This window comes from Olsenella uli (assembly GCF_901212655.1).
In the GTDB taxonomy this organism is placed as follows: domain Bacteria; phylum Actinomycetota; class Coriobacteriia; order Coriobacteriales; family Atopobiaceae; genus Parolsenella; species Parolsenella uli_A.
Genome location: NZ_CAAKON010000010.1, coordinates 1 through 24487 on the forward strand (window position 1 = coordinate 1; position 24487 = coordinate 24487).

Below are 24487 nucleotides of genomic sequence, written 5' to 3' on the forward strand. Positions count from 1 at the left end.
GACCGTCATGGTCCGCGGCGACGTGGGCGCCGTCAAGGCCTCCGTCGACGCCGGCGCCGCGGCTGCCGAGAAGGTGGGCACCGTCGTGTCCGTCCACGTCATCCCGCGCCCGCACACCGACGTCGAGAAGATCCTGCCCCACACCGCCGCCGAGGCGTAGGCTACACTGCACACGGGCGCATGCGCTCGCTAGACGCGAAGGGAGGTCGCCATGAGCGACACCAACATCAGCCAGCTCGTAGACGACATTCTTAAGAAGATGGGCTCCGGCTCCGCCGTCCCCAACACCGCCAGCAGCTCCACGGTCGCCAAGGGCGCCCCGAAGCCGGCCGGCGCCTGCAACCTCACCGAGTTCGTGGGCACCGCCATCGGCCACACCATCGGCCTCGTGATCGCCAACGTCGACCGCCAGGTCCACGAGAAGTTCGGCCTGGACCCGAAGTACCGCTCCATCGGCATCGTCGGCGACCGCACCGGCGCCGGCCCGCAGATCTTCGCGGCCGACGAGGCCGTCAAGGCCACCAACGTCGAGGTGCTCAAGATCGAGCTGCCCCGCGACACCGAGGGCGGCGCCGGCCACGGCTCGCTCATCGTCTTCGGCGCCGAGGACGTCTCCGACGCCCGCCGCGCCGTCGAGGTGACGCTGGCCGACGTCGAGCGCACCATGGGCGATGTCTACGGCAACTCCGCCGGCCACCTGGAGTTCCAGTACACCGCCCGCGCCTCCCACGCCCTGGCCAAGGCCTTCGGCGCCCCGGAGGGCAAGGCCTTCGGCATCACGGTGGGCGCCCCGGCGGCCATCGGCGTGCTGCTCGGCGACACCGCCGTCAAGGCGGCCACGGTCGACGTGGTCTCGGTCTCCAGCCCCGCCCACGGCACGAGCTTCTCCAACGAGGTCATCACGACCTTCTCCGGCGACTCGGGCGCCGTCAAGCAGGCCATCGTCGCCGCCCGCGAGGTCGGCAGGCAGGTGCTGGGCGCCATGGAGCCCTCCGAGCCGCTCGAGAGCACCACGACTCCGTACATCATCTAGGCGAGAGGGAGTCTTGACCAATGCCTAAGTCCAAGCGCTTTGAGGCACTCGCAGAGCGTCCCATCCACAAGGATGGCTTCGTCACCGAGTGGCCCGAGGTTGGCTTCGTGGCCACCGAGAGCCCCAACGACCCCACGCCGAGCATCAAGATCGAGAACGGCGTCGTCACCGAGATGGACGGCAAGACGCGCGATGAGTTCGACATGCTCGACCAGTTCATCGCCGACACCGCCATTCGTCTCGACAACGCCGAGAAGGCCATGGCCACGCCGTCGCTCGACATCGCCCGCATGATGGTCGACATCAACGTGAGCCGTGACGAGGTCCTCGACTACACGCTGAGCTGCACCCCGGCCAAGCTGACCGAGATCTGCAACCAGCTCAACATCGTCGAGATCATGATGGCCGTGCAGAAGATGCGCGCCCGTGCCTACCCGGCCAACCAGTGCCACACCACCAACCTGCGCGACAATCCCGTGCAGCTCGTTGCTGACGCGGCCGAGAACGCGGTTCGTGGCTTCGCCGAGCAGGAGACGACGGTCGCCGTCACCCGTTACGCGCCCTTCAACGCCATCGCCATCCTCATCGGTACGCAGGCCGCGCGTCCCGGCACTCTGACGCAGTGCTCGCTCGAGGAGGCCACCGAGCTCCAGATGGGCATGCGCGGTTTCACTACCTACGCCGAGACGATTTCCGTCTATGGCACCGAGAACGTGTTCATGGACGGCGACGACACGCCGTACTCCAAGGCGTTCCTCGCCAGCTGCTACGCCTCGCGCGGCATGAAGATGCGCTTCACCTCCGGCACCGGCTCTGAGGTGCAGATGGGCTTCGCCGAGGGCAAGTCCATGCTCTACCTCGAGGCCCGCTGCCTCGCCATCACCAAGGGCGCTGGCGTCCAGGGCACCCAGAACGGCTCGGTGTCCTGCATCGGCGTCCCGGCTGCCGTCCCCGGCGGCCTGCGCGTCGTGGCCTCCGAGAACCTGCTCTCGATGATGCTCGACCTCGAGTCGACCACCTCGAACGACCAGTCGTTCACGCACTCCGACCTTCGCCGCTCCGTGCGTACCATGCCGCAGTTCCTCCCTGGCACCGACTACATCTGCTCGGGTTACGCCGGCGAGCCCAACTACGACAACATGTTCGCAGGCTCCAACTGGGACGCCCACGACTTCGACGACTGGTGCGTCATCCAGCGCGACATGCGCGTCGACGCCGGCCTTCGTCCGGCCAAGGAGGAGGAGGTCGTCAAGGCGCGCAACTACGCGGCTCGTGCCCTCCAGGGCCTCTTCCGCGAGCTCGGCCTGCCGCCGATCACCGACGAGGAGGTCGAGGCCGCGACGTATGCCGACGGCTCGAAGGATATGCCCGAGCGCAACATCAACGAGGATCTCAAGGCCGTCGAGGACATGATGAACCGCGGCACCAACGGCGTTGACATCATTCGCGCCCTCGACAAGGCCGGGTTCAAGGATGTCGCCCACGCCATCTTCAACATGATGAAGCAGCGTGTCTCCGGTGACTACCTGCACACCGCTGCTATCGTCACCTCCGACTGGGAGGTCCAGTCGGCCGTCAACATGCCCAACACCTACCAGGGCCCCAAGACCGGCTACCAGATGTCTGCCGAGCGCTGGAACGAGATCAAGGACCTTCCGTGGGCCGTTGATCCCGAGACGATTTAGAAAGGGGTGGCGCAATGAATATCGATGAGGCTACGCTTCGCACCATCGTCGAGCAGGTCGTCAAGAATCTGAACGCGACCCCTGCGGCCACGGCCGCAGCTCCCAGCACGACCTCGGCGCCCGCCGGGGACGCGCAGGAGGTCACCACGACCAATAAGGGCGGCTTCGCCCAGGTCGAGGGCTCTGCCACGCCCACCGAGGGGCGCCAGAAGGGCATGGTGCTCACCGAGGTCGGCGAGGCCCAGAAGGGCACCGAGCCCAGCGAGGTCGTCGTCGGCCTTGCCGCCGCCTTCGGCAAGTACCAGCATGAGAACATCGTGCACGTGCCACACACTGACATCCTGCGCGAGGTTCTCGCCGGCATCGAGGAGGAGGGCTGCAAGTGGCGTGTCATCCGCGTCTACCGCACCTCCGACGTCTCGTTTGTCGCGCATGATGCCGCCGAGTACTCCGGCAGCGGCATCGGTATCGGCATTCAATCCAAGGGCACTACGGTCATTCACCAGAAGGACCTGCCGCCCCTGAACAACCTCGAGCTGTTCCCGCAGTGTCCGCTCATCGACCTGGACACCTACCGCCAGATCGGCAAGAACGCGGCCATGTACGCCAAGGGCCAGTCGCCCACGCCGGTGCCCATGAAGAACGACCAGATGGCGCGCCCGCGCTTCCAGGCCGTCTCGGCGCTGCTCCATATCAAGGAGACCGAGCACACCGACCGCAACCGTGGCCCGCAGGCCATCAACGTCAAGTTTGACTAGGGAGGAGGAACCATGGATCAGGAAGCTTTGATGAAGGACGTCGTGGCGCAGGTTCTGGCCGCGATGGGCAAGGACGGCGTCTCTGCCCCCAAGTCCGCAGCGACCGCCCACGAGGTGCCTGCCTCCGAGCGCGTCACCAAGGCCGACTACCCGCTCGGTGAGCATATCCCCGACAGGCTCAAGTCGCCGACGGGCGTTCGCTTGTCCGACATGAAGTACGAGGACGTCATCTCCGGCAAGCTCAACTTCAAGGACCTCGCGATTACCCCCGAGACCTTGGAGTTGCAGGCCGAGGTCGCCGAGAGCGTGCGTCGCGATGCCTTTGCCGGCAATATGCGTCGAGCCGGCGAGCTCATCGCCGTCCCCGACGATCGCCTACTCGAGATGTACAACGCGCTGCGTCCGTACCGCTCCACCAAGCAGGAGCTGCTCGACATGGCCGACGAGCTCGAGAAGCAGTACAACGCGCCCGTGTGCGCCAAGCTCGTGCGTGATGCCGCCGCCATCTACGAGAAGCGCGACCGCCTCAAGAAGGCCTAGGCGGTTGCCAGGAGATTCGCGATGAAACTAGTTGCTGGTATTGACATAGGTAATGCCACGACTGAGACTGCCCTTGCCCGCATCGATGATGCGGGCGGGGTGGTTTTCCTGTCGAGCGCCCGTGTTGCCACCACGGGCATCAAGGGTACCCTCCAGAACATCAATGGCATCTTTCACTCGCTCTCCGTGGCCGTCAAGCAGGCCAACCTCGAGGTCACCGATGTCGAGGAGATCCTGCTCAACGAGGCGGCCCCGGTCATCGGCGACGTTGCCATGGAGACCGTGACCGAGACGATCATCACCGAGTCCACGATGATTGGCCACAACCCCTCGACGCCTGGCGGCGAGGGCGTGGGCGTGGGCGAGACGGTCGACATCCAGGCGCTGTGCCATACGGAGCACGAGAAGGACTATATCGTCGTGGTCCCGCCCGCCGTGGGCTTCGAGGAGGCTGCGCGCCTCATCAACGAGGCTGCCCGTAACGGCATCTCGATCACCGCGGGCATCGTCAAGCGTGACGACGGCGTGCTCATCAACAATCGTCTCGAGCACAAGATTCCCATCGTCGACGAGGTCATGCTCATCGAGAAGGTGCCCCTGGGCATGCGAGCCGCGGTGGAGGTGGCGGGCGTGGGCGACGTCGTGCAGACGCTGTCCAACCCCTTCGGCATCGCCACCGTGTTTGGCCTCGGCTCCGAGGAGGTCAAGCAGGTGGTTCCCATCGCGCGCGCCCTCATCGGCAACCGCTCGGCCGTCGTCATCAAGACACCCGCCGGCGACGTCAAGGAGCGCCGCATCCCGGCGGGCCAGATTGAGTTCGAGGGCGCCAACGGCCACGTCGAGAAGGTTGACGTTGACGCCGGCGCCAACAAGATCATGGCCGCCGAGGGCAACGTTGGCGAGGTGGTCGACGTGCACGGCGAGGCCGGCACCAACGCGGGCGGCATGCTCGAGAACGTGCGCCTCGTCATGAGCAATCTCACCAAGAAGCACCCGCGTGACATCAAGATCCAAGACTTGCTCGCGGTCGACACGTTTACGCCGCAGAAGGTCAAGGGCGGCCTTGCCAACGAGTTCTCCCAGGAGAACGCCGTGGGCGTGGCCGCTATGGTGCAGGCCGACCGCCTTGCGATGCAGACGATCGCCGACGACTTCGCCAGGCAGGTCAGCGTTCCCGTCCACGTGGGCGGCGTCGAGGCCGACATGGCCATCCGCGGCGCACTCACCACTCCGGGTACCACGAAACCCATCGCCATCCTCGATATGGGCGCCGGCTCCACGGACGCATCAATCATCAACGCTGAGGGGAAGATTCACTTCATCCACCTCGCGGGTGCGGGCAATATGGTCACGATGCTGATTCAGTCCGAGATGGGCCTCGAGAGTTTCGAGGAGGCCGAGGAGATCAAGAAGTACCCGCTTGCCAAGGTCGAGAGCATGTTCCACATCCGTCACGAGAACGGCACGGTCGAGTTCTTCAGCGACCCGCTCGACCCCTCTATCTTCGCGCGCGTCGTCGTTCTCAAGCCCGACGGCCCGCAGGCCATCAACTCCGATCTCAACATGGAGCGCATTCGCACCATCCGCCGCGAGGCCAAGCGCAAGGTCTTCGTGACTGACGCGCTGCGCGCCCTCAGGCGCGTGAGCCCCACCGGAGACCCGCGCGACATCGGCTTCGTTGTCATGGTGGGTGGCTCCTCGCTTGACTTCGAGGTGCCGACGATGATCACCGACGCGCTCTCGCACTACAAGATTGTGGCCGGCCGCGGCAACATCCGTGGCACCGAGGGACCCTGCAACGCGGTTGCCACGGGCCTCGTGCTTTCCATGACCGCGGGCGGAGGGGTGTGACATGGCCATCGCCGTTGCAGCCAGGCCCGACATCTGCGTCATGCACACGCCCAGCGCCTCGCCCGACGTGCTCAGGGAGGTCTACCTGGGCATGGAGGAGGAGGGCATTCCCTGGCACGTGAGCATGCATGACTCGGGTGACGCCAATGAGCTTGCGCGTCTCGCCTCAGTGGAGTCGAGATTGGAGGTAGGAGTAGGGGTGGACGACAAAAATGTCGCCCTTCGCTTCACTAAGCTAACTACAGATGCTCCCTTGTTTCAGGCTCCTGCGCAGCCCGGTTCCTATCAGGTCCGAACTATCGGAACGAATGCCGCGCGGCTGATCAAGCGACTTCCATTCAAGATGTAGTGTCCCGCCAAGTTGTTCGAGGGAGGTGTAGCGATGTTGAAGCAGAGTCTGGGCCTCATCGAGACCGAGGGACTTGCGGCTGGCATTGAGGCCGCCGATACGGCCGTAAAGGCGGCCAACGTCACGCTCGTGGGCTATGAGCTCACGATGGGCGGCGGCTGGACCACGATCAAGATCCTCGGTGACGTGGGTGCCGTGAAGGCTGCCGTCTCCGCCGCAGCGGCGTCTGCCTCTCGCTTGGGGCGCGTCGTCTCCACGCAGGTCATTGCCCGCCCATCTGAGTCGCTCGAGGCGCTCGTCATCAACAGGCGCACGCTTGGCTCTATGCCCGGCGCCCGTGCCGACGTGAAGGGTAACTCGCCTCTGAGCGCTTCGTACGTTGCCCCGGCGAAGGTCGAGCCCGACACCAAGCCTGAGGCCAAGGTCCCGAGCGATGAGGCTCCCAAGCCCGCCTCGGCCAAGAAGGCCCCCGCAAAGCCCAAGGCCGCGCGCAAGAAGGCGGCACCCGCCAAGCCGAGCGCGCCCGGCGCCCCCGAGGCTTCCGTGATGGACAAGGCAACTGAGGCGCCCAAGCCTGTGGCCAAGCCGAGCCCCAGCGTCTCCATGACGCCTGGTTCCGCACCGGCCGCCAAGCCTGAGGCCAAGGCGTCGGCTCCCAGGCCAGCGCCGGCGGCGAAGCCGACGGATGTCACAAGCTTTGCGAAGGCGGCGCCCGCCAAGCCGGCGGATCCCAAGCCTGAGGCCGCAAAGCGTAGCGACGCCAAGAGCCGGCCTGCGCCCACAACCACCCCCAAGCGAGGGACTCGTCCCTCTCGCGGCAAGGGTCCCAACCATAAGTAACCAACGGTGGGCGCGCATGCTCGCCCACACGGCAAGGAGGAACTGATATGAACGAAGCTCTCGGCATGATTGAGACCAAGGGTCTCGTTGGCGCCATCGAGGCCGCCGATGCCATGACCAAGTCGGCCAACGTCTCTCTGACTGGCTACGAGAAGATCGGCAGCGGCCTTGTTACCGTCATGGTCCGTGGTGACGTGGGCGCCGTCAAGGCCGCCGTCGACGCCGGTTCTGCCGCCGCCGAGCAGGTTGGTGAGGTCGTTTCTCAGCACGTCATCCCGCGCCCGCACACCGACGTCGAGAAGATCCTGCCGAAGACCCTCTAGGGAAACGTTCTGAGGGAGACAGCATATGAATCTTCAAGGTGTTGACAGGAGCGAGCTCGTGAAGGTCGTCACGAAGCTCGTCGTCGAGAAGCTCGGGGGCGAGGTTGAGCCCGATCCTGACCGTCAGATCAAGATTGGCGTCTCGAACCACCACGTTCACCTTGACCGTCCCACGATGGATGCGCTGTTCGGGGCTGGCAGCGAGCTTCATCCGATGAAGCTGCTCGGCCAGCCGGGCCAGTACGCCTCCGCCGAGACCGTCACGGTGACGGGCCCGCGCGGCTCTCTCAAGCGCCTGCGCATCCTGGGTCCGCTTCGCGCCAAGACCCAGGTCGAGATCTCTGCCACCGACGGCCGCACGATCGGCGTCAACCCGCCTGTGCGCGAGAGTGGTCACCACGAGGGAACCCCGGGCTGCAAGATCTCGGGCCCTAAGGGCGAGATCGAGATCAAGGACGGCGTCATCGTCGCACTGCGTCACATCCACATGCACGATGACGACGCGAAGCGCTTTGGCGTCACGAACGGCGAGATCGTCCGCGTGAAGGTCCCTGGTCCGCGAGGCGGCATCATGGACAACGTGGTGGTGCGCTCCAGCCCCAAGTACACGCTGGAGATGCACATCGACACGGACGAGGGCAATGCATTTGGACTGAAGACCGGCGACTTCGTCGAGCTTCTGAAGTCTGGGGAGAAGGCGTAGGGAGGCAGCTTGGCTGATGAGCTTGCGAGTGCCAATGCGGTACTGAAGGAGTTCGAGCGCCTGGTAGACACGGGCGCCACCAATCCCTTCGAGGGTCCGCTCAGGTGCGGTGTCGACCTCGGCACGGCAAACATCGTGCTTGCTGTTGTCGATGAAGACAACAAGCCCGTCGCTGGCGCCTCGTTTCCCTCCAAGGTGGTGCGTGACGGCGTGGTGGTTGACTACATAGGCGCCATCCGCGTTGTCACGCGCCTCAAGGACCAGCTTGAGCAGGCGCTTGGCGTCGAGCTCGATGCCGGTGCGTGCGCCATCCCCCCCGGAGTCGCCGAGGGCAGCGTCAAGGCCCTGGGCAACGTGGTGGAGGGTGCGGGTTTTCGTCTTGCCGGCGTGCTCGACGAGCCAACGGCCGCGTCTTTGGTGCTCGAAATCAAGGAGGGCGCTGTGGTTGACGTGGGTGGCGGCACGACGGGAATCTCCATCCTCCACGAAGGCAAGGTGACCTTCACGGCCGACGAGCCCACTGGCGGTGGGCACATGACGCTCGTGCTCTCCGGCGCCATGGGCATCTCCACCGAGGAGGCTGAGGCCATGAAGCGTGATCCCGCGCAGGAGCGCCTCGTGTACCCCGCCGTCCGCTTTACCGTCGAAAAGATGGCCGCGATCGTCAAGCAGTTCCTCAGCACCGACCCGACCGTCGACACGGTCTACGTCGTGGGCGGTGCGTGCAGCTTCTCCGAGTTCGCAGCCACGTTCGAGAAGTACCTGGGGCTGCGCGTTGTGAAGCCCTATGCGCCTCTGCTCGTCACGCCGCTGGGTATTGCCTACGGCTGTGGCGCCTAGTGGGTGCACCCAAGCACTTCCGCATCATTGGTTCACTAGACAAGCGAGAGAGGAGGCGTGATGGATATCCAAAGCATGTGTGCCGAGACGCTTGATCAGATCGTCCGCGAGGTTGCGGCGCGCGTGGTCGCGAGCATCAAGGCTCAGCAGGATCAAGCGCTCGTGGTCTACACGGGCGCGAAGATCGGATGTGCCACCGCCACCGAGCAGCTCGCGCAGCTGCGCGAGCGCCTGGGTCTCTCCTATACGGTGCTCATGTCCGAGCCTGCCGCACGCGTGCTCGACGTCGACGCCATTGACGATGCGCTCAAGCCGGCCGACCTCGTCATCGAGCGGTCTGGCTCGAAGAGCGCGGAGTCTATGGCCCGCGATGCAGGCTTGATCATCGTTCCCGCCCTGACGGCCAACTCCTGCGCCCACGTTGCCAGCTGCATGACCGACTCGGCCGCGCAGGCGGCCATCGTCGAGGGTATCGGTCTTGGACGCGACGTTGTGGCCAGCATCAACGGGTGCTGCCCCGACAACGTCGATCGCGCCAAGCTCGGATTCTCGTTTCCCGCTCCCATGGCGGCGCGCATGCGCGAGAACATGGAGGTCCTGCGCTCGTACGGCGTGAACCTCACGACGTCTGAGGGCCTCGCGGCCAAGGTCGAGCGCGTCCGCGCCCGCAGGCTCGCCGCGCTGCTGAGTCAGGACGTTGCCGGCGAGGCCCTCTGCGGGCCTGCCGCGCAGTCCTGTGTGGCGGTGGCCACTTCGCCTCACCAGGCCGAGTTTGCCGGCCATGTCGTGAGCGCCCAGGCGCTCTCGACCCTGCCCGAGCACTCGACGTTCCTCGTCGCGCCTGACGCCCTCGTGACCTCCTTGGCCCGAGACGTCGCCGCGCGTCGATCCATCACCATCGTCAAGAACGAAAGAGAGGCGAGGGCATGAACCTCGGTCGTGTAGTTGGCACCGTCGTCTCCACGAGCAAGTGCCCCCAGCTTATCGGCTTTAAGCTCCTCATCGTTGAGCCACTCGACGAGCATCTTCAGCGTTGTGGCAAGACGCAGGTGGCCGTCGATGCCGTCGGCGCCGGTAAGGGCGAGGTCGTCATCACGTGTGACGGCAGCGCAGCCCGCCACCTGTTCCAGGACGAAAAGCCCGACAGTACCCCCATCGACGCCGCCATCATTGGCATCGTCGACACGGTGGAGGTGGGCTAGCATGCCAAACATCTACACCCGCACCGGTGACAAGGGCACCACGGCCCTCGTGGGCGGATCCCGCGTAAGCAAGGCCGACCCGCGCGTCGATGCATACGGTACTGTCGACGAGGCCATCTCGGCCCTGGGCGTCGCACGCGCCCAGGCTCGCGACTCATTCGTTGCCGATGTGCTCTACCACATCCAGACCCGCCTGTTCTCCGTGGGCTCCGAGCTCGCGGCTGACGAGCGTGGTCTTGCCAAGCTCGTCGGCATCAAGCGCCCGGACACCGTAGGCTCCGAGATTGACTTCTCCATGGTCACAGAGGCCGACGTCGAGTACCTCGAGCGGATCACCGACGAGTGCGTTGCCAAAATCGGCCCCCAGCATGCCTTCGTGGTCCCAGGGGTCGACGGGCCCTCCGCGTCGCTGCAGTTTGCGCGCACGGTGGTCCGCCGTGCCGAGCGCAGGGTCGTCGAGCTGCGCCAGACGCTCGAGATTAGGCCCCAGGTCGAGAAGTACCTCAACCGTCTCTCCGACGCCGTGTATGGGCTCGCCCGCTACTCTGAGGAGGCGGCGCAGCGCGACGAGCTGTGCGACCGCATCGTCGATGCCGTCAAGGAGCGGCTCGGCGACGGTGCGGGTAAGGGGGGAGTGCACGAGCACCCTTTCACGCTTGACACGCTGCGGGCCATGGCCCTGAGGGCCCAGAGCCGCGCCGAGAAGATCGGCGTCCCGTGCGTGTTCGCCGCCGTCGACGAGGGCGGCAACCTCGTGATGCTCCAGCGCATGCCCGACTCGCTGCTGATTAGCATCAAGGTCGCCCAGGCCAAGGCCTACTCGGCGCTCTCCTGCAAGATGACCACGGAGGAGCTCGGCCGCCTCTCGCAGCCTGGCCAGCCCCTCTACGCAATAGACTCCACTGAGCCCGGGAAGGTCGTCCTCTTTGGTGGCGGGTTCCCCTTTGTCGTGGGCGGCAAGATCGTCGGCGGCATCGGCGTCTCCGGCGGCACTCCCGAGCAGGACATGGAAATCGCACGTTACGCAATGGCCCTCTAACTTTCGAAAGGAAAGGGATAGTTTCATGAACATTGATCCCAAGGCGATCGAGCAGATCGTGAACCAGGTGCTCGACCAGGTCTCCGGTGGCTCCGACGCCCCCTCGACCGCGTGCACGGGCGGCGAGTGCGGAGACTGGGGCGTCTTTGACACCATGGATGCCGCCGTCGACGCCGCCGATGCGGCGTGGCACGAGTACCTCAACCACTCCATGGCCGACCGTGACAAGTACGTTACCTGTGTCCGTGAGATCTTCACCGAGCCCGAGACCCTCGAGCACATCTCGAAGGAGGCGGTCGAGGAGTCTGGCATGGGCAAGTACGAGGACAAGATCGTGAAGAACCGCCTCGCCGCCCTCAAGTCGCCGGGCATCGAGGACCTCACGACCGAGGCCTTCTCCGGCGATGACGGCCTGACGCTCGTCGAGTACTCGCCGTTTGGTGTGGTTGGCGCCATCACCCCCACCACCAACCCCTCCGAGACCATCATCTGTAACTCGATCGGTATGCTCGCCGCCGGCGACGCCGTGGTCTTCTCGCCGCACCCGCGCGCAAAGAAGCTCTCCGTCGAGATGGTCCAGATGATCAACCGCGCACTCGTGAACCTCGGCGCCCCTGCGAACCTTGTCACCATGGTGCGCGAGCCCTCCATCGAGGCCACCAACTCCATGATGGCCAATCCCAAGGTGCGCATGCTTGTGGCAACCGGTGGCCCTGGCATCGTCAAGGCCGTCCTCTCCAGCGGCAAGAAGGCCATCGGCGCCGGCGCGGGCAACCCGCCCGTGGTCGTCGACGAGACCGCCGACATCGAGAAGGCCGCTAAGGACATCATCGACGGCCACTGCTTCGACAACAACCTCCCCTGCATCGCCGAGAAGGAGGTCATCGCCGTCGACTCTATCGCCGACCTGCTCATCTTCAACATGCAGAAGAACGGCGCCTATCTGCTCAAGGACGAGGCTGCGATTCAGCGTCTCGTCGAGCTCGTGACCAAGGGCTCTAAGCCCGTCACCGCCTTCGTGGGCAAGTCTGCCAACTACATCCTCGACAAGGCCGGCATCAAGGTCGACCATGAGGTCCGCACCATCATGATCGAGGCCAAGGAGGACCACCCCTTTGTCCAGATTGAGCTCATGATGCCGATTCTGCCGGTCGTCCGCGTCGCCAACGTCGACGAGGCCATTGACATGGCCGTCCGCGTCGAGCACGGCAACCGCCACACGGCCATGATGCACTCCAAGAACGTCGACAAGCTCTCCAAGATGGCCAAGCTCATCCAGACCACGATTTTCGTGAAGAACGGCCCGTCCTTCGCCGGCCTCGGCAATGGTGGCATGGGCTACGCCACCTTCACTATCGCCGGCCCCACCGGTGAGGGCCTCACCTCCGCGAAGACCTTCTGCCGCAAGCGCAAGTGCGTCCTCGTCGGCGGCATGGACGTCCGTTAGTCTCAGCTTCCCTTTGCGTTCGTCTTGAGGCGCCGGCCATCCGGCCGGCGCCTCCTTTGCATACGGCATCAATCGCGGCCTCCTCGGACCACCCTTCACCCGAGCAGGTTGCGTGGCGCGTCCTATCAACACGCTACAAAGGAGAAGAACGTATGGACTTCCTCACACTTGCCGGTGCCTTCGGTGGTGGTCTCATCGGAGCCTATATGGGTGCCCTGCCCGCCTTCATCATGACGGGCCTGTTCGCCCTCGTCGGCGGCCTGCTCCAGGCTGCTGGTGTCACGGGTGACATCGCCCTGCTCGACGTTGCCTTCAACTCCTTCATCGGTCCACACACGGCGTTCGCCGGCGGCGTCGCTGCGGCCGCCTATGCGGGCAGGAAGAAGGAGCTTGCCTCGGGGGCCGACATCCTGAGCTCGCTTAACGGCCTCGGCTCGCCCGACGTGCTGCTCGTGGGCGGCCTGTTTGGCCTCGCCGGTGGCGTCATCAAGGCGCTGCTCGCCATGATTCCGGTCTTTGGTGCCATCACCGACCTTCCGGGCACCACGGTGTTCATCCTCGCGCTCGTGTGCCGCTTCGGCTTTGGCAACTCGGGGCTGCTCGGCAGCTATCCCAACGGCGGCCATGAGTGGTTCTCGGGCGGCAAGGGCTTCGGCTGCAACGTCATGCTTGGCCTTGGCCTCGGCCTTGCCATCTCCACCATGGCTGCCTACTTCTTCACGACCGGCAACGACGTGGCACTGGGCATGTGGCCGTTCGTGTGCTTCGGCTTCTCTGCCGTGACCCTGATCTTCACGCAGACGGGCTTCGCCACGCCCGCCACGCACCACATCTCGTTGATTGGCGCTTATGCGTCTGTTGTCGGCGTCACTGCGTGGGGCCCCACGGCCGGCGTACTTTTCGGCACCCTGTTCGCCGTGATCGCCTCGCTCGTCGGTGACTTTGTGGGCAAGTCTTTCAACACGAACGTCGATTCCCACATCGACCCGCCCGCCACGACGATCTGGATTCTCGCTTGCATCGTGCACCTCGTCGCGATGGGCCTCGGCGCCGCCCCCGGCGCGATTATCATCGGCTAGCCCCTTCCGGGCTGCCGTAAGCGGCACCTGTCACACCCTGGCCATGGGGATTCTTCCCCATGGCCGCAGCGCCTAGAAAGGAACGTGTCATGGGCGTCTCCGTTGGCCTCATAGAGCTTCGTCACATTCCCCTGGGGTATGAGACGGTCGACGCGATGCTCAAGGCCGCCGACGTGGAGCTTGTGCGTGCCTCGCCGTCGTGCCCAGGCAAGTTCCTGGCCATCGTCACCGGCGGCGTCGGCGCCGTCGAGTGCGCCTGCGCCGCGGCCGAGCGCACCGCGGGTAGGCAGGCGGTGGTGTGCCGTGCCATCGATCATCTCGACGAGGCCGTGGCCGAGGCGCTCAAGACGAGGCCCAGGCCCGACAAGCTCGAGTCGTTTGGCTCCATAGAGACCCGGACGGCCCTCTCCGCGATCCTCGCCGCCGACCTCGTCGTGAAGGCTTCGCGCGTTCGGCTCATCTGCATCAGGATGGCCCAGGGGATTGGCGGAAAGGGGTATGTCAACTTCACGGGAGACATTGCTTCCGTGCGCAACGCGATCGAGACATGCAAGGCGAGGTGCGGAGACCCAAGCCTCATTACGAGCTCGTGCGCCATCGCCACACCCCATGAGGCGCTTGTCTCGAACCTGTTGTGCTAGCGCAAACCACGAAAGGAGCAACCATGGCCGACGAAACGAAGAAGGTATCCCAGCGGGGCTTCTACGCCCGTCCTGCCGCCGCAGGCACTGAGGACTGCCCCCAGTGCTTCTATACCCCTTCCGCCCAGGCGCTGGAGAAGGACAAGGAGCAGCAGGCGTCCGAGGCCGGGGACTGCCCCCAGTGCTACTACACGAGCGAGGCCACGAAGGCCGACGAACGTGCGCAGCGCGCCGAGGCCGCCGACTGCCCGCAGTGCTTCTACACGCCTTCTGGCGAGTCGAAGTAACCATGGCGGCCACTGACGAGGTGCGTGTCTTCTCGATGCCGGGCTGCGACCACTGCAAACAGGTCAAGCAGTTCCTCGGGCGGCACGGCGTGCCCTTCTCCGACCACGACCTCACGAGCGATGCGGAGGGCCAGCGCTTCATGGACGAGCAGGGCTATCGGGTCGTCCCGGTCGTGAGCGTCGGCGAAGACGTTCATATCGGCGGCGACACCTCGGCGCTCGCCGACCTCTTGGTTGCGCACGGTCTCATCTAGGCGTGCCCGTCGCCGGCATTGGCTGCTGGCAACGGGCCAGACATTGAAAGGAGGGCCATCGTGGCTCTCAATCTCAACGACTTCGGAGTGATGCAGGAAGGCAAGATGCGCATCATTCAGGAGACGGTTCCTGGCAAGCAGGTCACGCTTGCGCACATCATCGCGAGCCCCGACGAGGTCATCTTCACCAAGCTCGGCCTCGACCCGACGGTCGACTACGACCAGGCCGCCATCGGCATCCTCTCGATGACACCGGCCGAGATCTCCGTCATCGCCGCCGACATCGCGACGAAGGCCTCGAAGGTCGAGATGGGGTTCATCGACCGCTTCAGCGGCACGCTCATCATCACCGGCCGCATTTCAAACGTGCAGAGCGCCATCCAGAGCATCCTCACGTACCTCGAGACGCACCTGGGCTTCACCATCTGCCCGATCACGCGCACCTAGGCGTCTTTGGGATTGGGCGCCTAGCTCATGAGAAAGATAATGTTCGTGGGCCGCAGCGAGGCGGGCAAGACCACCCTCACGCAGGCGCTCAACGGCGGCGTGCTGGACTACCGCAAGACCCAGTGCATCGGCCACAAGAGCGTCGTCATCGACACGCCGGGCGAGTACGCTGAGACGCATAGGCTCGGTCGCGCGCTTGCGCTGTACTCCTACGAGGCCGACGTGGTGGGGCTGCTCATCAATGCCGCTGAACCCTACTCGCTCTATCCGCCGGGCGTCACGAGCGCCTGCAACCGGCCCTGCATCGGCATCGTCACCAAGATCGACTCGCCCGACGCCGACGTTCCTCGCGCGAGCCACTGGCTTCGCCTTGCAGGGTGCAAGAAGATCTTCCCGGTGAGCTCCTACACAGGCGAGGGCATATGGCAGCTGCTCAACTATCTGGCAGAGCCTGGCGACGAGCTGCCGTTTGCCAACGAGCGCGAGGCCAACGCGCCGAGGCTCGTGATGTCTGACAAGTACGGGGAGATCGACAAGGTGGGTGCCTCGGCGCAGCGCATGAGCTGGGTCGAGGAGGACGCCCGACGCGCCGCCCTCGAGGCCACGGGCCCCGTGGCGCCCGAGGGCGGCGAGCACGTGCATGACGAAGGGATCCGTTCGTGAAGAAGATCGCGCTCATGGGGCGCAGCGAGTCGGGCAAGACGACGCTGATCCAGGCCCTGCGCGGAGGCGTCATCCACTACCACAAGACGCAGTACGCCTACAACGAGGACGTTGTCATCGACACGCCCGGCGAATGGACCGAGCGTGCTCTCTCCAAGGCCATGAGCCTGTATACCTATGAGGCCCAGGTGGTCGGCCTGGTGCTCTCGGCCACCGACACCCTCACGCGCTTTCGACCGGGCGTCGCCACGATGTGCAACCGTCCCGTCATCGGCATCATCACCAAGATCGACTCTCCCGACGCCAACGTCGCCCGCGCGACCGAGTGGCTGCACGTCGCCGGCGTCTGGACCATCTTCGAGGTGAGCTCCTACACCGGCGAGGGCATCTGGAAGATCCTCGACTACCTCAAGGATCCCGGCGACACCCTGCCGTGGGAGAGCGCCAAGGAGGCCGAGGCGCCGCGCTTCGTCGAGTCTGACAAGTACGGCGAGGTCAACATGCTGGGCACCTCGGGCCGCGTGAGTTGGGCCGAGTACCACGAGCGCCGCGAGGCGGCCGAGCGCGAGGCGCAACAGCGCTGGGAGCGCGAGCATGCCGGCCAAGCAGGAACCGACCCTGCGGGCACTTAGGCCATACGCCCCGCGCCCCCATGACCGGCCTCCCGGTCGGCCCCACCGGCCGTCGAGTGCGAGCCGGCCCAAGTTCTTCGTCCATGCGGCGTTGTGAATCGGCGCCGCCCAAAGGAAGGGTTTTGCCCCAACATGAAGGTTCTCGCAGTTAACGCAGGCAGCTCGTCGCTCAAGTACCAGCTCATTGACTACGACACGAAGGGGGTGCTGGCCAAGGGCCTCTGCGAGCGCATCGGCATCGACGGACACCTCGTTCACAAGCGCGGTGACGTTACCTTCGACGCGAACGTGGCCATGCCCACGCACAAGGAGGCCATGGAGGCCGTCTTCGCTGCCCTCACTGACTCCGAGCACGGTGTCATCAAGAGCCTTTCCGAGGTCGACGCGGCCGGTCACCGCGTGGCCCACGGCGGAGACTTCAAGACCTCGGTGCTCGTGACGCCCGAGACGATGGCCCGCCTCGAGAGCCTCATCGAGCTCGCGCCGCTCCACAACGGCCCCGAGATCAACTGCATCAAGAGCTGCATCGAACTTATGGGCGCCGACGTCCCGCAAGTCGCCGTCTTTGACACGTCGTTCCACCAGACCATGCCCGCCGAGGCCTTCCTCTACGCGCTTCCCTACGAGTACTACGAGAAGTACGCCGTGCGCCGCTACGGCTTCCACGGCACCTCGCACCGCTATGTCGCGGCTCGTGCCGCCGAGCTCATGGGCAAGCCGCTCTCCGAGCTCAAGCTCGTGACCTGCCACCTCGGCAACGGCTCCTCCATCACCGCCGTTGACGGCGGCGTTTCCGTCGACACTTCGATGGGCTTCACCCCGGGCGCCGGCCTTCCGATGGGCACGCGCTGCGGCGACATCGACCCGTTCATCCTCGGCTTTTTGCAGGAAAAGCTCGGACTCAACCATGGCGAGGTCGACGAGGTCCTCAACAAGAAGTCGGGCATGCTGGGCATCTCGGGCGTCTCGAGCGACTTCCGTGACGTCGAGGCCGAGGCCGACCGCGGCAACAAGCGCGCCCAGGAGGCCCTCGACGTCTTCTGCTACCACGTCTCGAAGCTCATCGGCTCCTACGCCGCGGCCATGGGTGGCATCGACGGCATCGTGTTCACGGCCGGCGTCGGCGAGAACGACGCGCGCGTGCGCCTGGCCGCCTGCAAGCGCCTTGGGTTCCTCGGCGCCCACGTCGCCGAGGCTGTCAACGCTGGCGTGCATGGCGAGGAGAAGGTCATCTCCACGGCTGACTCCACTGTCAAGGTGCTCGTGATCCCCACGAACGAGGAGATCATGATCGCCTCCGATACCGTAGCGCTTGCCAACGGTGAGTCGCTCGCCTAGCCTAGGCTCCACGGTAGGCCGGGTTCGGGCTCCGGGGTCCGAACCCGGCCTCCCTTGCACATGCGTTCCCTGGGGTCGCAGGCGCCCGCCACGGCGGGCCTTGCGGCCCCTTCTTCCGTGCCTACCCAGGAGGACCCATGGGTCTCGACGAGCTCGCAGCCAAGATTTCCCAGCCCAGCGATGACGCGCGCAAGCGCGCCCGTGACCACTGGGACTCCATCGCCAAGCCCATAGGCAGCCTGGGCGTGCTCGAAGACGACATCGCGCAGATCGCCGCCATCACGGGAAGCGCGCGCGTCTCGCTCGCCAAGCGGGCCATCGTGGCGTTTTGCGCCGACAACGGCGTGGTTGCCGAGGGGGTCACGCAGTCGGGTCAGGAGGTCACGGCGGCGGTGGCCCGCAACATGGCGCTGCGCCGCTCGAGCGTCTGCGTCATGGCCAAGGTCGCCTCAGCCGACGTCGTGCCGGTCGACATCGGCATCGCCACCTCGGTCGAGGGCGTGCTCGACCGCAACGTCATGCGCGGTACGCACGACCTCGTGCGTGGGGCGGCCATGAGCCGCGAGCAGTCCGAGCGGGCCGTGATGGTCGGCGCCGAGCTCGCGGGCTCGCTCGCGGCAGACGGCTACGACATCTTGCTGTGCGCCGAGATGGGCATCGGCAACACCACGACCTCGAGTGCGTTGACCTCCGTGCTGCTGGGCGTGAGCCCCGCCCGCGTGACGGGGCGCGGAGCCGGGCTCACCGACGCGGGACTTACGCGCAAGGTTGAGGTCATCGAGCGCGCCCTCAAGCTCACCGCGCCCGATCCGGACGACCCCGTCGACGCGCTCGCGAAGGTGGGCGGCCTTGACATCGCGGGGCTTGCGGGTCTGTGCCTGGGCGCCGCGGCGCACCGCGTCCCCGTCGTCCTCGACGGCTTCGTGAGCATGGTCGCGGCGCTCGTCGCCGTGCGCATCTCGCCGGCCTGCCGGCCCTACCTCATCGCCTCGCACCTGAGCGCCGAGCCTGCGAGCCAGCTCGTGGCCAGCGCGCTCGAGCTTGACCCGCCCATTCGCGGCGGTCTGCGCCTCGGCGAGGGTACGGGTGCCGTGTGCCTGCTGCCCATGCTCGACATGGCGCTTGCGCTCTACAACGGTACCACCTTCGCCACCACCGGCATCGACGCCTATAAGCGTGACCTCTCGTGAGGGTCCTCGTCACAGGCGGTTCTGGCTCGGGCAAGTCACGCTTTGCCGAGGGGCTGTGCCACAGGTTTGGCACGCCTCTTGTCTACATCGCCACGATGCAGCCCTTTGGTCAGGATGCGGCCGCGCGCATCGAGCGGCATCGCGCGCAGCGCGCGGGCGCTGGGTTCGTGACGGTGGAGCGCTTTGGCGCCTATGGCGCGCTCGACCTTGCCTCCGCGGTGGAGCAGTCCCTGGCGGCCCGTCGCGTCGCCGGCGACGCGACCGGGCTTGCCGATGGCGCGGGCGCCTCCACGGTGCTGCTCGAGTGTGCCGGCAACGTCTGCGCAAACCTCCAGTTCTCCCAGGATGGACAGGGCGGCTGGGTTGTGCTCGACGACGCCCGCGAGCTTGCGGGGCGTGTCTTGGAGGGCGTGCGGGCGATCGGCTCGCAATGCGCCAACCTCGTGGTAGTCTCGAACGAGGTGGGGGCCGACGGCAGCTCCTACGCCACCGAGACCAAGGTGTACCAGCGCGCGCTGGGGCGTGCGAACTGCCTGATGGCCGCGGAGTTCGACGCCGTGTTCGAGGTCGCGGCCGGCTGTGCGCAGGCGCTCAAGCTGGGTGAGGGGAGTCCCGAGTGGATGGACGCGTAGGGCAAGGTGGGGCCTGCCATCTGGCCTTCAGGTCTGTGGGCATGGCGTTTGCCCTGTTCAGCAAGGTACCCGTGCCCACGCTTGATTGGGACGGCGCCAACATGCGCTACATGATGGCCGCCTTCCCGGTGGTGGGTGCCCTTGTGGGCGTCGTTCAGGTTTGCTGGTGGCTGCTCGCGGGCGCGCTGAGGCTTGGCTCGCTGAGCACGGGCGTCGGCCTTGTCCTCGTGCCCCTAGCCATAACGGGCGGCATACACCTCGACGGCCTTTGCGACGTCTGTGACGCGCTCTCGAGCCATGCCGAGCCTGCGCGCAAGCGCGAGATCCTCAAGGACCCCCGGGTGGGCGCCTTCGCGGTCATGGGGGTTATGGCCTACCTGCTGGCGCACGTCGCCGCGCTCGACGAGCTCGTGGGCCTTGTGCCCCATGCTGGAACCCTCGGCCTGCCGGGCCCAGTGTGGGCCCTGGCGCTCGTGCCTGTTGCGAGCCGCTGCCTCTCGGGCGTTGCCACGCTCGCGTTTCCCAAGAGCTCCGAGCACGGCATGCTCGCGATGTTCTCCGAGAGCGCCGACGCGCGCCACGCGCTCGTTGTTCTCGGCATCGAGTTCGCATGTTGCGCGGTCGCGCTCGTGGGCCTTGTGGGCGTGCTCGGTGCTGCCATGGCCGCCTGCGACCTCGCGTGCCTGGCGGCCGTGCGGCGCCTGGCGCGCCGGGAGTTTGGGGGCATGAGCGGCGACCTCGCGGGATGGTTCCTCCAGATGGCTGAGCTGGTCATGGCGTGGTGCCTCGTGGTGGGCCTGCACCTCTCGGCGATGGGGGTGGGCGTATGAGCTTGCTCGATTCTCCCGTCGCCGCCCAGCGTGCGCTGGCTCGGCTCTGTGCGCAGACCCCGCGCGAGTTTGTTGGCGTGGCACCCGGCCACACGATCGCCCTTGCGCTCACGGCGCTTGACCCTGCGATGCGTGCACCCCTCGGCGTTGACGCGCACCTCGACAGCCTGTGCGTCATTGGCTCCCGCGTGGCCGCGGCGCCCCAGTGCTTCGCGGCCGACGAGGCCGTGAAGGCCACCGATACGTCGTTCATCCATCTCGAGATGCCCCGTGACACCGAGGGCGACGCGGGTCCCGGCACGCTCTTGTTCCTGGGTGCCCAGACGGCCGCAGACGCCGTGCGTGCCTGCGAGCTCACTCTCACCGGCGTGCGGGACGCCACGATGGGCAACGTCTTCACCAACCCGGCAGGGCATGTGGAGTGTCAGTTCAGCGCTCAGGCCGGGGAGGTGCTTGCCGGCGCCTTCGGAGCTCCTCGAGGCCAGGCGTTTGCGATCATGGTGGGGGCGCCCGCGCCCGTGGGAATCATCATGGCCGACGCCGCCGCAAAGGCCGCCGCCATCGAGGTCACGCAGATGCTCTCCCCGGCACACGGCATCAGCTATTCCAACGAGGTCATCACCTTCTTCACGGGTGCCACGGCGGCGGTGCACACGGCGGTGCTCACGGGACGCGAGGCCGGGCTCTGCGCGCTGGGAGCACTGGAGCCCTCCTACGCCCCCAAGCCTGCTGGCACGCCAACGCTGTGAGGACCTGCGACGCGAGCCGGGAAGGAGACCGGATGATCTTGATCGTGGGGGGCATCGCCTCGGGCAAGCGGACGCTTGCCCGCTCGCTCGGCTTTGTCGATGCCCAGATGGCCGATGCCGCGCTTGACGAGCGCCCCGTCGTCTACAACGCGCAGGACCTTGTCTCATGCGACATGACGCCCGAGCGTGTTCGCGCGGTCGCGGACGCGCTCGCGGACAAGTCCTGCGTCATCTCATGCGAGGTGGGGTCGGGCGTCGTGCCCGTCGACGCGGATGCGCGCCGCGAGCGCGAGCTGGCCGGGAGGCTCGCAATCGAGCTTGCCGCACGCGCTCGTGTCGTCATCCGCATGGTCTGCGGCGTCCCGGTGCCCCTCAAGGGACGGCTCGAGGGTATTCGGGGCGGTGGGGTCGCTCCCTGCTGCGGGAGCGCCGCCGGTGCGGAGGGGACGCTGTGAGGCTCGTCATCCTGCGGCATGCGCAGACGGCCGGCAACCTCGGGCGCTGCTACATTGGCGGTGACACCGACGAGCCGCTGTGTGCCGGAGGCATCGCCTGTGCCCGCGCCAAGGCCCCCGAGCTGGCCCGTGAGCTTGCGCACGCGGGCGCCGCGCAGCCGCCTCGCGTCTGGGTGAGCCCGCTCGTGCGTGCCTCCCAGACGGCAGACCTGCTGTTTCCCGGCATCGAGCAGGTGTGCCTCGACGGCCTGCGGGAGATGCGCTTCGGGGCGTTTGAGGGCAAGACCGCCGACGAGCTGAGCGGAGACGAGCGCTACCGGTCTTGGGTCGAGGGGATGTGCGAGGGCGCGTGCCCGCAGGGTGAGTCTCGCGCCGCATTTTCCGAACGCTCGTGCGACGCCGTGCGCAGCGCACTCTCGCAGGCCACCGAGCTGGGTGCCGAGACGTGCTGCGTCGTTGCGCATGGGGGCACCGTCATGGCGGCGATGGAGGCATTCGCGCGGCCGGCACGGTCCTACTTCTCCTGGCACGTGGCATGCTGTTGCGGCTACCTTGCCGAGCTTGGGACTGATGGCATGCTGCGGGAAATGAGCGAGCTCTAGAGGGCGCCGGCTAGCCCTTGCCGGTTGGCACTTTCGTGCTCCGGGTGGGCTGGTTTTTGTCTTCGTGACGGGCGACAGACGTTTCCCGTGGAGGCGCTTGGTATGATGGGAAAAAGTAGGGAGTGGGGGTGAGGTCTATGTCGAACAGCGATGCCGATCAGGGCTCGGTGGCCGTGCCATCGCGGGACTCCGCTGACACGCAGGTCGCCCCGGCTCCCCCAAAGGGCGAGGGCTATGACCTCTCCCGGGGCTCTATGGATGACTTCGGCTTCGTCTACGAGGGCAAGCTGCATATCCGCACGGAGTTCGTCTCCGGCCTGCAGGTGACCTTTGCGCACATCCTCGCCCACCCAAACCCCTGGATTCTCGAGGACCTTCAGCTTGGCCCCTTCCCCGATCCCGAGAAGGTGGCCCTCGGCCTCGTCAACTGCATGCCGGTCGAGCTGCTCCCGGTCATCGTCGACCTTATGGCCAAGTCCTCCAACGTCGACATCCAGATCGCCGACCGCTTCATGGGCACCATCATGCTCACGGGCACGTTCTCTGCGGTGCGCAGCGCCATGCAGTCGTCTATCGCCTGGCTGGGCACCCACATCTCCGGCATCAGCCTCCCCGCCGAGATCACCACGAGCTGAGCCTTGGGCGCCAAGCCCTTTGTGAGACAGCCGCGGCCGGCTGCCACGTCGCACATGACGGGGCAGCCGGCCGCGGCTTCTTTTTGCGACGTTTTTTGTGACTGACGGTCAAAATAGTGCCCGATAATTGCAAAATAATGGCACCTTGGGTTCGAGAAGTACTTTATATACTCCTGTAACGATTTGGTAAACCGTATTCGCCCGCTGGGAGTGTCTTGATGCAGAGCAGTATCGCAGACTTTGTTGACCTCGAGCATCTCCAGCGCATCCAAGACAGCTGCTCGGCGGCCACAGGCGTCGCTCTCGTCACCGTCGACTACCGTGGCGTTCCTGTCACGCGCTACAGTGGTTTCTCCGAGCACTGCCTCATCGGCCGTTCCAACCCCAAGTTCAAGCTGCTGTGCGAGCGCTGCGACGCACAGGGCGGCATCCGCTCCACGCTCATGGGCGAGGCCTGCATCTACAAGTGCCACGCGGGCCTCGTCGACCTTGCGGTGCCCATCATCGTGAAGGGCGCCTACGTGGGCGCGGTACTTGGCGGGCAGGTGCGGCTTGCCGACGAGCCCGCAGACCTTGAGACCATCATCTCCCCGCGCGACTCGCTCGTCGACGATCAGCAGCTTGCCGAGCAGCTCGCCCGGGCCTGGGGCAAGACCGTCACGGTGAGCTATGACCGGCTCTGGGCTACCGTGCAGACGCTCCGCTCGCTCGTGACCTATGCGGTGGGCTCGGACCTCTCGACTTCCGAGAGCGACGCGTCGCTCATCCAGGAGAAGAACGAGCAGCTCAACGCCGAGCGCGAAGCCCGCGAGGAGCTCGAGGTGGCCCTGCGCAAGCGCGACTACGACGCATCGAGGCGCGACGAGGTATGCCGCCACGCCAACTACGCGCTCAATGCCATCCACTGCTTGGCCTGCAAGGAGGGCGCCGCGCGCACCGACGCGGCCACGCTCGACTTCGCCGACATCATCCACTACCTGATCGACACCAGCACCCCCATCGTGACGCTGGGCGACGAGCTCGCCCACATGGAGGCGCTGCTGCGCGTCTACCAGGCCTGGCGTGGCGACACGCTTCAGCACTCCGTCAAGGTCCCCGAGCGCTATCGCACGGCCTCGTGCCCGTTCATGACGCTCGACCCCATAGTCATGGCCATTATCGGCACCGTGATGGGCAGCCCGGAGGAGGCCTGCTCCATCGACCTGGTGGCCGAGGAGGACGGCGACTGGGTCGTCGTGCAGATCGCGGAGCGCGGCCTCTCGGTGTCCGACGTCTCCGACGCCTTCGAGGAGGAGCCGGCCGGCCGCTTCTCGCTCGAGTTTGCCGACCGGAACCTCTCCCGGCTCACGAGGGGAGCCTCGAGCATTACGGCGCGCCCCCATCCCAGCGGCCCCAACGGTGCCATCATCTCGTTTCGCCTCCCGTATCTGGGGGTGTCCTAGG

General features: G+C 66.1%; 30 protein-coding genes and 1 pseudogene. All 31 read left to right on the top strand.

What is annotated here, in order from left to right; genetic code table 11:
- The coding region (locus EFAMC2_RS02090) for a BMC domain-containing protein (protein ID WP_154026530.1) at window positions 1-160 on the top strand (160 nt) is incomplete at its 5' end.
- Between the two features lie 51 nt (window positions 161-211).
- Window positions 212-1033: a propanediol utilization microcompartment protein PduB gene (pduB, locus tag EFAMC2_RS02095; RefSeq protein WP_154026532.1), complete on the top strand. Its 822-nt coding sequence runs from the start codon at window positions 212-214 to the stop codon at window positions 1031-1033.
- Window positions 1034-1053: 20 nt separating this feature from the next.
- Window positions 1054-2718, top strand: a complete 1665-nt coding sequence (locus EFAMC2_RS02100; protein ID WP_154026534.1) for a propanediol/glycerol family dehydratase large subunit — start codon at window positions 1054-1056, stop codon at window positions 2716-2718.
- Between the two features lie 14 nt (window positions 2719-2732).
- Window positions 2733-3476, top strand: a complete 744-nt coding sequence (locus tag EFAMC2_RS02105; RefSeq protein ID WP_154026536.1) for a propanediol/glycerol family dehydratase medium subunit — start codon at window positions 2733-2735, stop codon at window positions 3474-3476.
- Between the two features lie 12 nt (window positions 3477-3488).
- Window positions 3489-4016 carry a diol dehydratase small subunit gene (locus EFAMC2_RS02110; RefSeq protein WP_154026538.1) on the top strand — a complete coding sequence of 176 codons (528 nt, stop codon included), beginning with the start codon at window positions 3489-3491 and terminating at the stop codon, window positions 4014-4016.
- Between the two features lie 21 nt (window positions 4017-4037).
- Window positions 4038-5867, top strand: coding sequence for a diol dehydratase reactivase subunit alpha (locus EFAMC2_RS02115; RefSeq protein WP_154026541.1), 1830 nt, complete (start codon window positions 4038-4040; stop codon window positions 5865-5867).
- 1 nt (window position 5868) lies between these two features.
- The gene (locus tag EFAMC2_RS02120; protein WP_154026543.1) at window positions 5869-6216 is read left to right on the top strand and encodes a glycerol dehydratase reactivase beta/small subunit family protein; all 348 of its coding nucleotides are present in this window, start codon (window positions 5869-5871) and stop codon (window positions 6214-6216) included.
- A gap of 33 nt (window positions 6217-6249) precedes the next feature.
- Window positions 6250-6528 (top strand): annotated as a pseudogene (locus EFAMC2_RS10505) (BMC domain-containing protein); the annotation flags it as partial.
- A 575-nt stretch (window positions 6529-7103) separates the two neighbouring features.
- Entirely contained in the window at window positions 7104-7379 is a 276-nt protein-coding gene (pduA, locus tag EFAMC2_RS02130) for a propanediol utilization microcompartment protein PduA (protein ID WP_154026546.1), read from the top strand.
- Window positions 7380-7404: 25 nt separating this feature from the next.
- Window positions 7405-8082: a phosphate propanoyltransferase gene (gene pduL, locus EFAMC2_RS02135; protein WP_154026548.1), complete on the top strand. Its 678-nt coding sequence runs from the start codon at window positions 7405-7407 to the stop codon at window positions 8080-8082.
- Window positions 8083-8091: 9 nt separating this feature from the next.
- A complete protein-coding gene (gene eutJ, locus EFAMC2_RS02140; protein WP_154026550.1) occupies window positions 8092-8922 on the top strand; it encodes an ethanolamine utilization protein EutJ in 831 nt (276 codons plus the stop codon).
- A gap of 60 nt (window positions 8923-8982) precedes the next feature.
- Complete coding sequence (locus tag EFAMC2_RS02145) at window positions 8983-9852, top strand: hypothetical protein (protein WP_154026552.1); 870 nt, start codon at window positions 8983-8985, stop codon at window positions 9850-9852.
- Window positions 9849-10124: a EutN/CcmL family microcompartment protein gene (locus EFAMC2_RS02150; RefSeq protein WP_154026554.1), complete on the top strand. Its 276-nt coding sequence runs from the start codon at window positions 9849-9851 to the stop codon at window positions 10122-10124. Before EFAMC2_RS02145 ends, EFAMC2_RS02150 begins: the two co-directional genes overlap by 4 nt.
- Before the next feature lies 1 nt (window position 10125).
- On the top strand, window positions 10126-11163 hold the full coding sequence (locus tag EFAMC2_RS02155) for a cob(I)yrinic acid a,c-diamide adenosyltransferase (RefSeq protein ID WP_154026556.1): 1038 nt from the start codon (window positions 10126-10128) through the stop codon (window positions 11161-11163).
- Window positions 11164-11188: 25 nt separating this feature from the next.
- Window positions 11189-12610, top strand: a complete 1422-nt coding sequence (locus tag EFAMC2_RS02160; RefSeq protein WP_154026558.1) for an aldehyde dehydrogenase family protein — start codon at window positions 11189-11191, stop codon at window positions 12608-12610.
- A 152-nt stretch (window positions 12611-12762) separates the two neighbouring features.
- A complete protein-coding gene (locus tag EFAMC2_RS02165; RefSeq protein WP_154026560.1) occupies window positions 12763-13689 on the top strand; it encodes a hypothetical protein in 927 nt (308 codons plus the stop codon).
- A gap of 89 nt (window positions 13690-13778) precedes the next feature.
- The gene (locus EFAMC2_RS02170; protein ID WP_187325098.1) at window positions 13779-14330 is read left to right on the top strand and encodes a BMC domain-containing protein; all 552 of its coding nucleotides are present in this window, start codon (window positions 13779-13781) and stop codon (window positions 14328-14330) included.
- A gap of 23 nt (window positions 14331-14353) precedes the next feature.
- Window positions 14354-14617, top strand: coding sequence for a hypothetical protein (locus EFAMC2_RS02175; RefSeq protein ID WP_154026564.1), 264 nt, complete (start codon window positions 14354-14356; stop codon window positions 14615-14617).
- Window positions 14618-14619: 2 nt separating this feature from the next.
- Window positions 14620-14871: a glutaredoxin family protein gene (locus EFAMC2_RS02180; protein ID WP_154026566.1), complete on the top strand. Its 252-nt coding sequence runs from the start codon at window positions 14620-14622 to the stop codon at window positions 14869-14871.
- Window positions 14872-14931: 60 nt separating this feature from the next.
- Window positions 14932-15318 carry a BMC domain-containing protein gene (locus tag EFAMC2_RS02185; protein ID WP_261979987.1) on the top strand — a complete coding sequence of 129 codons (387 nt, stop codon included), beginning with the start codon at window positions 14932-14934 and terminating at the stop codon, window positions 15316-15318.
- 27 nt (window positions 15319-15345) lie between these two features.
- Window positions 15346-15981 carry a EutP/PduV family microcompartment system protein gene (locus EFAMC2_RS02190; RefSeq protein ID WP_154026568.1) on the top strand — a complete coding sequence of 212 codons (636 nt, stop codon included), beginning with the start codon at window positions 15346-15348 and terminating at the stop codon, window positions 15979-15981.
- Window positions 15978-16613: a EutP/PduV family microcompartment system protein gene (locus EFAMC2_RS02195; RefSeq protein ID WP_154026570.1), complete on the top strand. Its 636-nt coding sequence runs from the start codon at window positions 15978-15980 to the stop codon at window positions 16611-16613. The genes EFAMC2_RS02190 and EFAMC2_RS02195 overlap by 4 nt, the downstream gene beginning before the upstream one ends.
- Window positions 16614-16745: 132 nt before the next feature.
- Window positions 16746-17951, top strand: coding sequence for an acetate/propionate family kinase (locus tag EFAMC2_RS02200; protein WP_154026572.1), 1206 nt, complete (start codon window positions 16746-16748; stop codon window positions 17949-17951).
- 137 nt (window positions 17952-18088) lie between these two features.
- Entirely contained in the window at window positions 18089-19141 is a 1053-nt protein-coding gene (gene cobT / locus EFAMC2_RS02205) for a nicotinate-nucleotide--dimethylbenzimidazole phosphoribosyltransferase (RefSeq protein ID WP_154026574.1), read from the top strand.
- Window positions 19138-19773, top strand: coding sequence for a bifunctional adenosylcobinamide kinase/adenosylcobinamide-phosphate guanylyltransferase (locus EFAMC2_RS02210; RefSeq protein WP_154026576.1), 636 nt, complete (start codon window positions 19138-19140; stop codon window positions 19771-19773). The genes cobT and EFAMC2_RS02210 overlap by 4 nt, the downstream gene beginning before the upstream one ends.
- Window positions 19758-20603 (top strand): adenosylcobinamide-GDP ribazoletransferase, encoded by an 846-nt coding sequence (locus EFAMC2_RS02215; RefSeq protein WP_154026578.1) that lies wholly within the window; start codon window positions 19758-19760, stop codon window positions 20601-20603. The genes EFAMC2_RS02210 and EFAMC2_RS02215 overlap by 16 nt, the downstream gene beginning before the upstream one ends.
- Complete coding sequence (gene pduB / locus EFAMC2_RS02220; protein WP_154026580.1) at window positions 20600-21352, top strand: propanediol utilization microcompartment protein PduB; 753 nt, start codon at window positions 20600-20602, stop codon at window positions 21350-21352. The genes EFAMC2_RS02215 and pduB (EFAMC2_RS02220) overlap by 4 nt, the downstream gene beginning before the upstream one ends.
- A gap of 32 nt (window positions 21353-21384) precedes the next feature.
- The gene (locus tag EFAMC2_RS02225; protein ID WP_154026582.1) at window positions 21385-21807 is read left to right on the top strand and encodes a bifunctional adenosylcobinamide kinase/adenosylcobinamide-phosphate guanylyltransferase; all 423 of its coding nucleotides are present in this window, start codon (window positions 21385-21387) and stop codon (window positions 21805-21807) included.
- Window positions 21804-22409, top strand: coding sequence for a histidine phosphatase family protein (locus EFAMC2_RS02230; RefSeq protein WP_187325099.1), 606 nt, complete (start codon window positions 21804-21806; stop codon window positions 22407-22409). The genes EFAMC2_RS02225 and EFAMC2_RS02230 overlap by 4 nt, the downstream gene beginning before the upstream one ends.
- Window positions 22410-22546: 137 nt before the next feature.
- Window positions 22547-23044 carry a BMC domain-containing protein gene (locus tag EFAMC2_RS02235; RefSeq protein WP_154026586.1) on the top strand — a complete coding sequence of 166 codons (498 nt, stop codon included), beginning with the start codon at window positions 22547-22549 and terminating at the stop codon, window positions 23042-23044.
- 218 nt (window positions 23045-23262) lie between these two features.
- On the top strand, window positions 23263-24486 hold the full coding sequence (locus EFAMC2_RS02240; protein ID WP_154026588.1) for a PocR ligand-binding domain-containing protein: 1224 nt from the start codon (window positions 23263-23265) through the stop codon (window positions 24484-24486).
- Window position 24487: the final 1 nt, after the last annotated feature.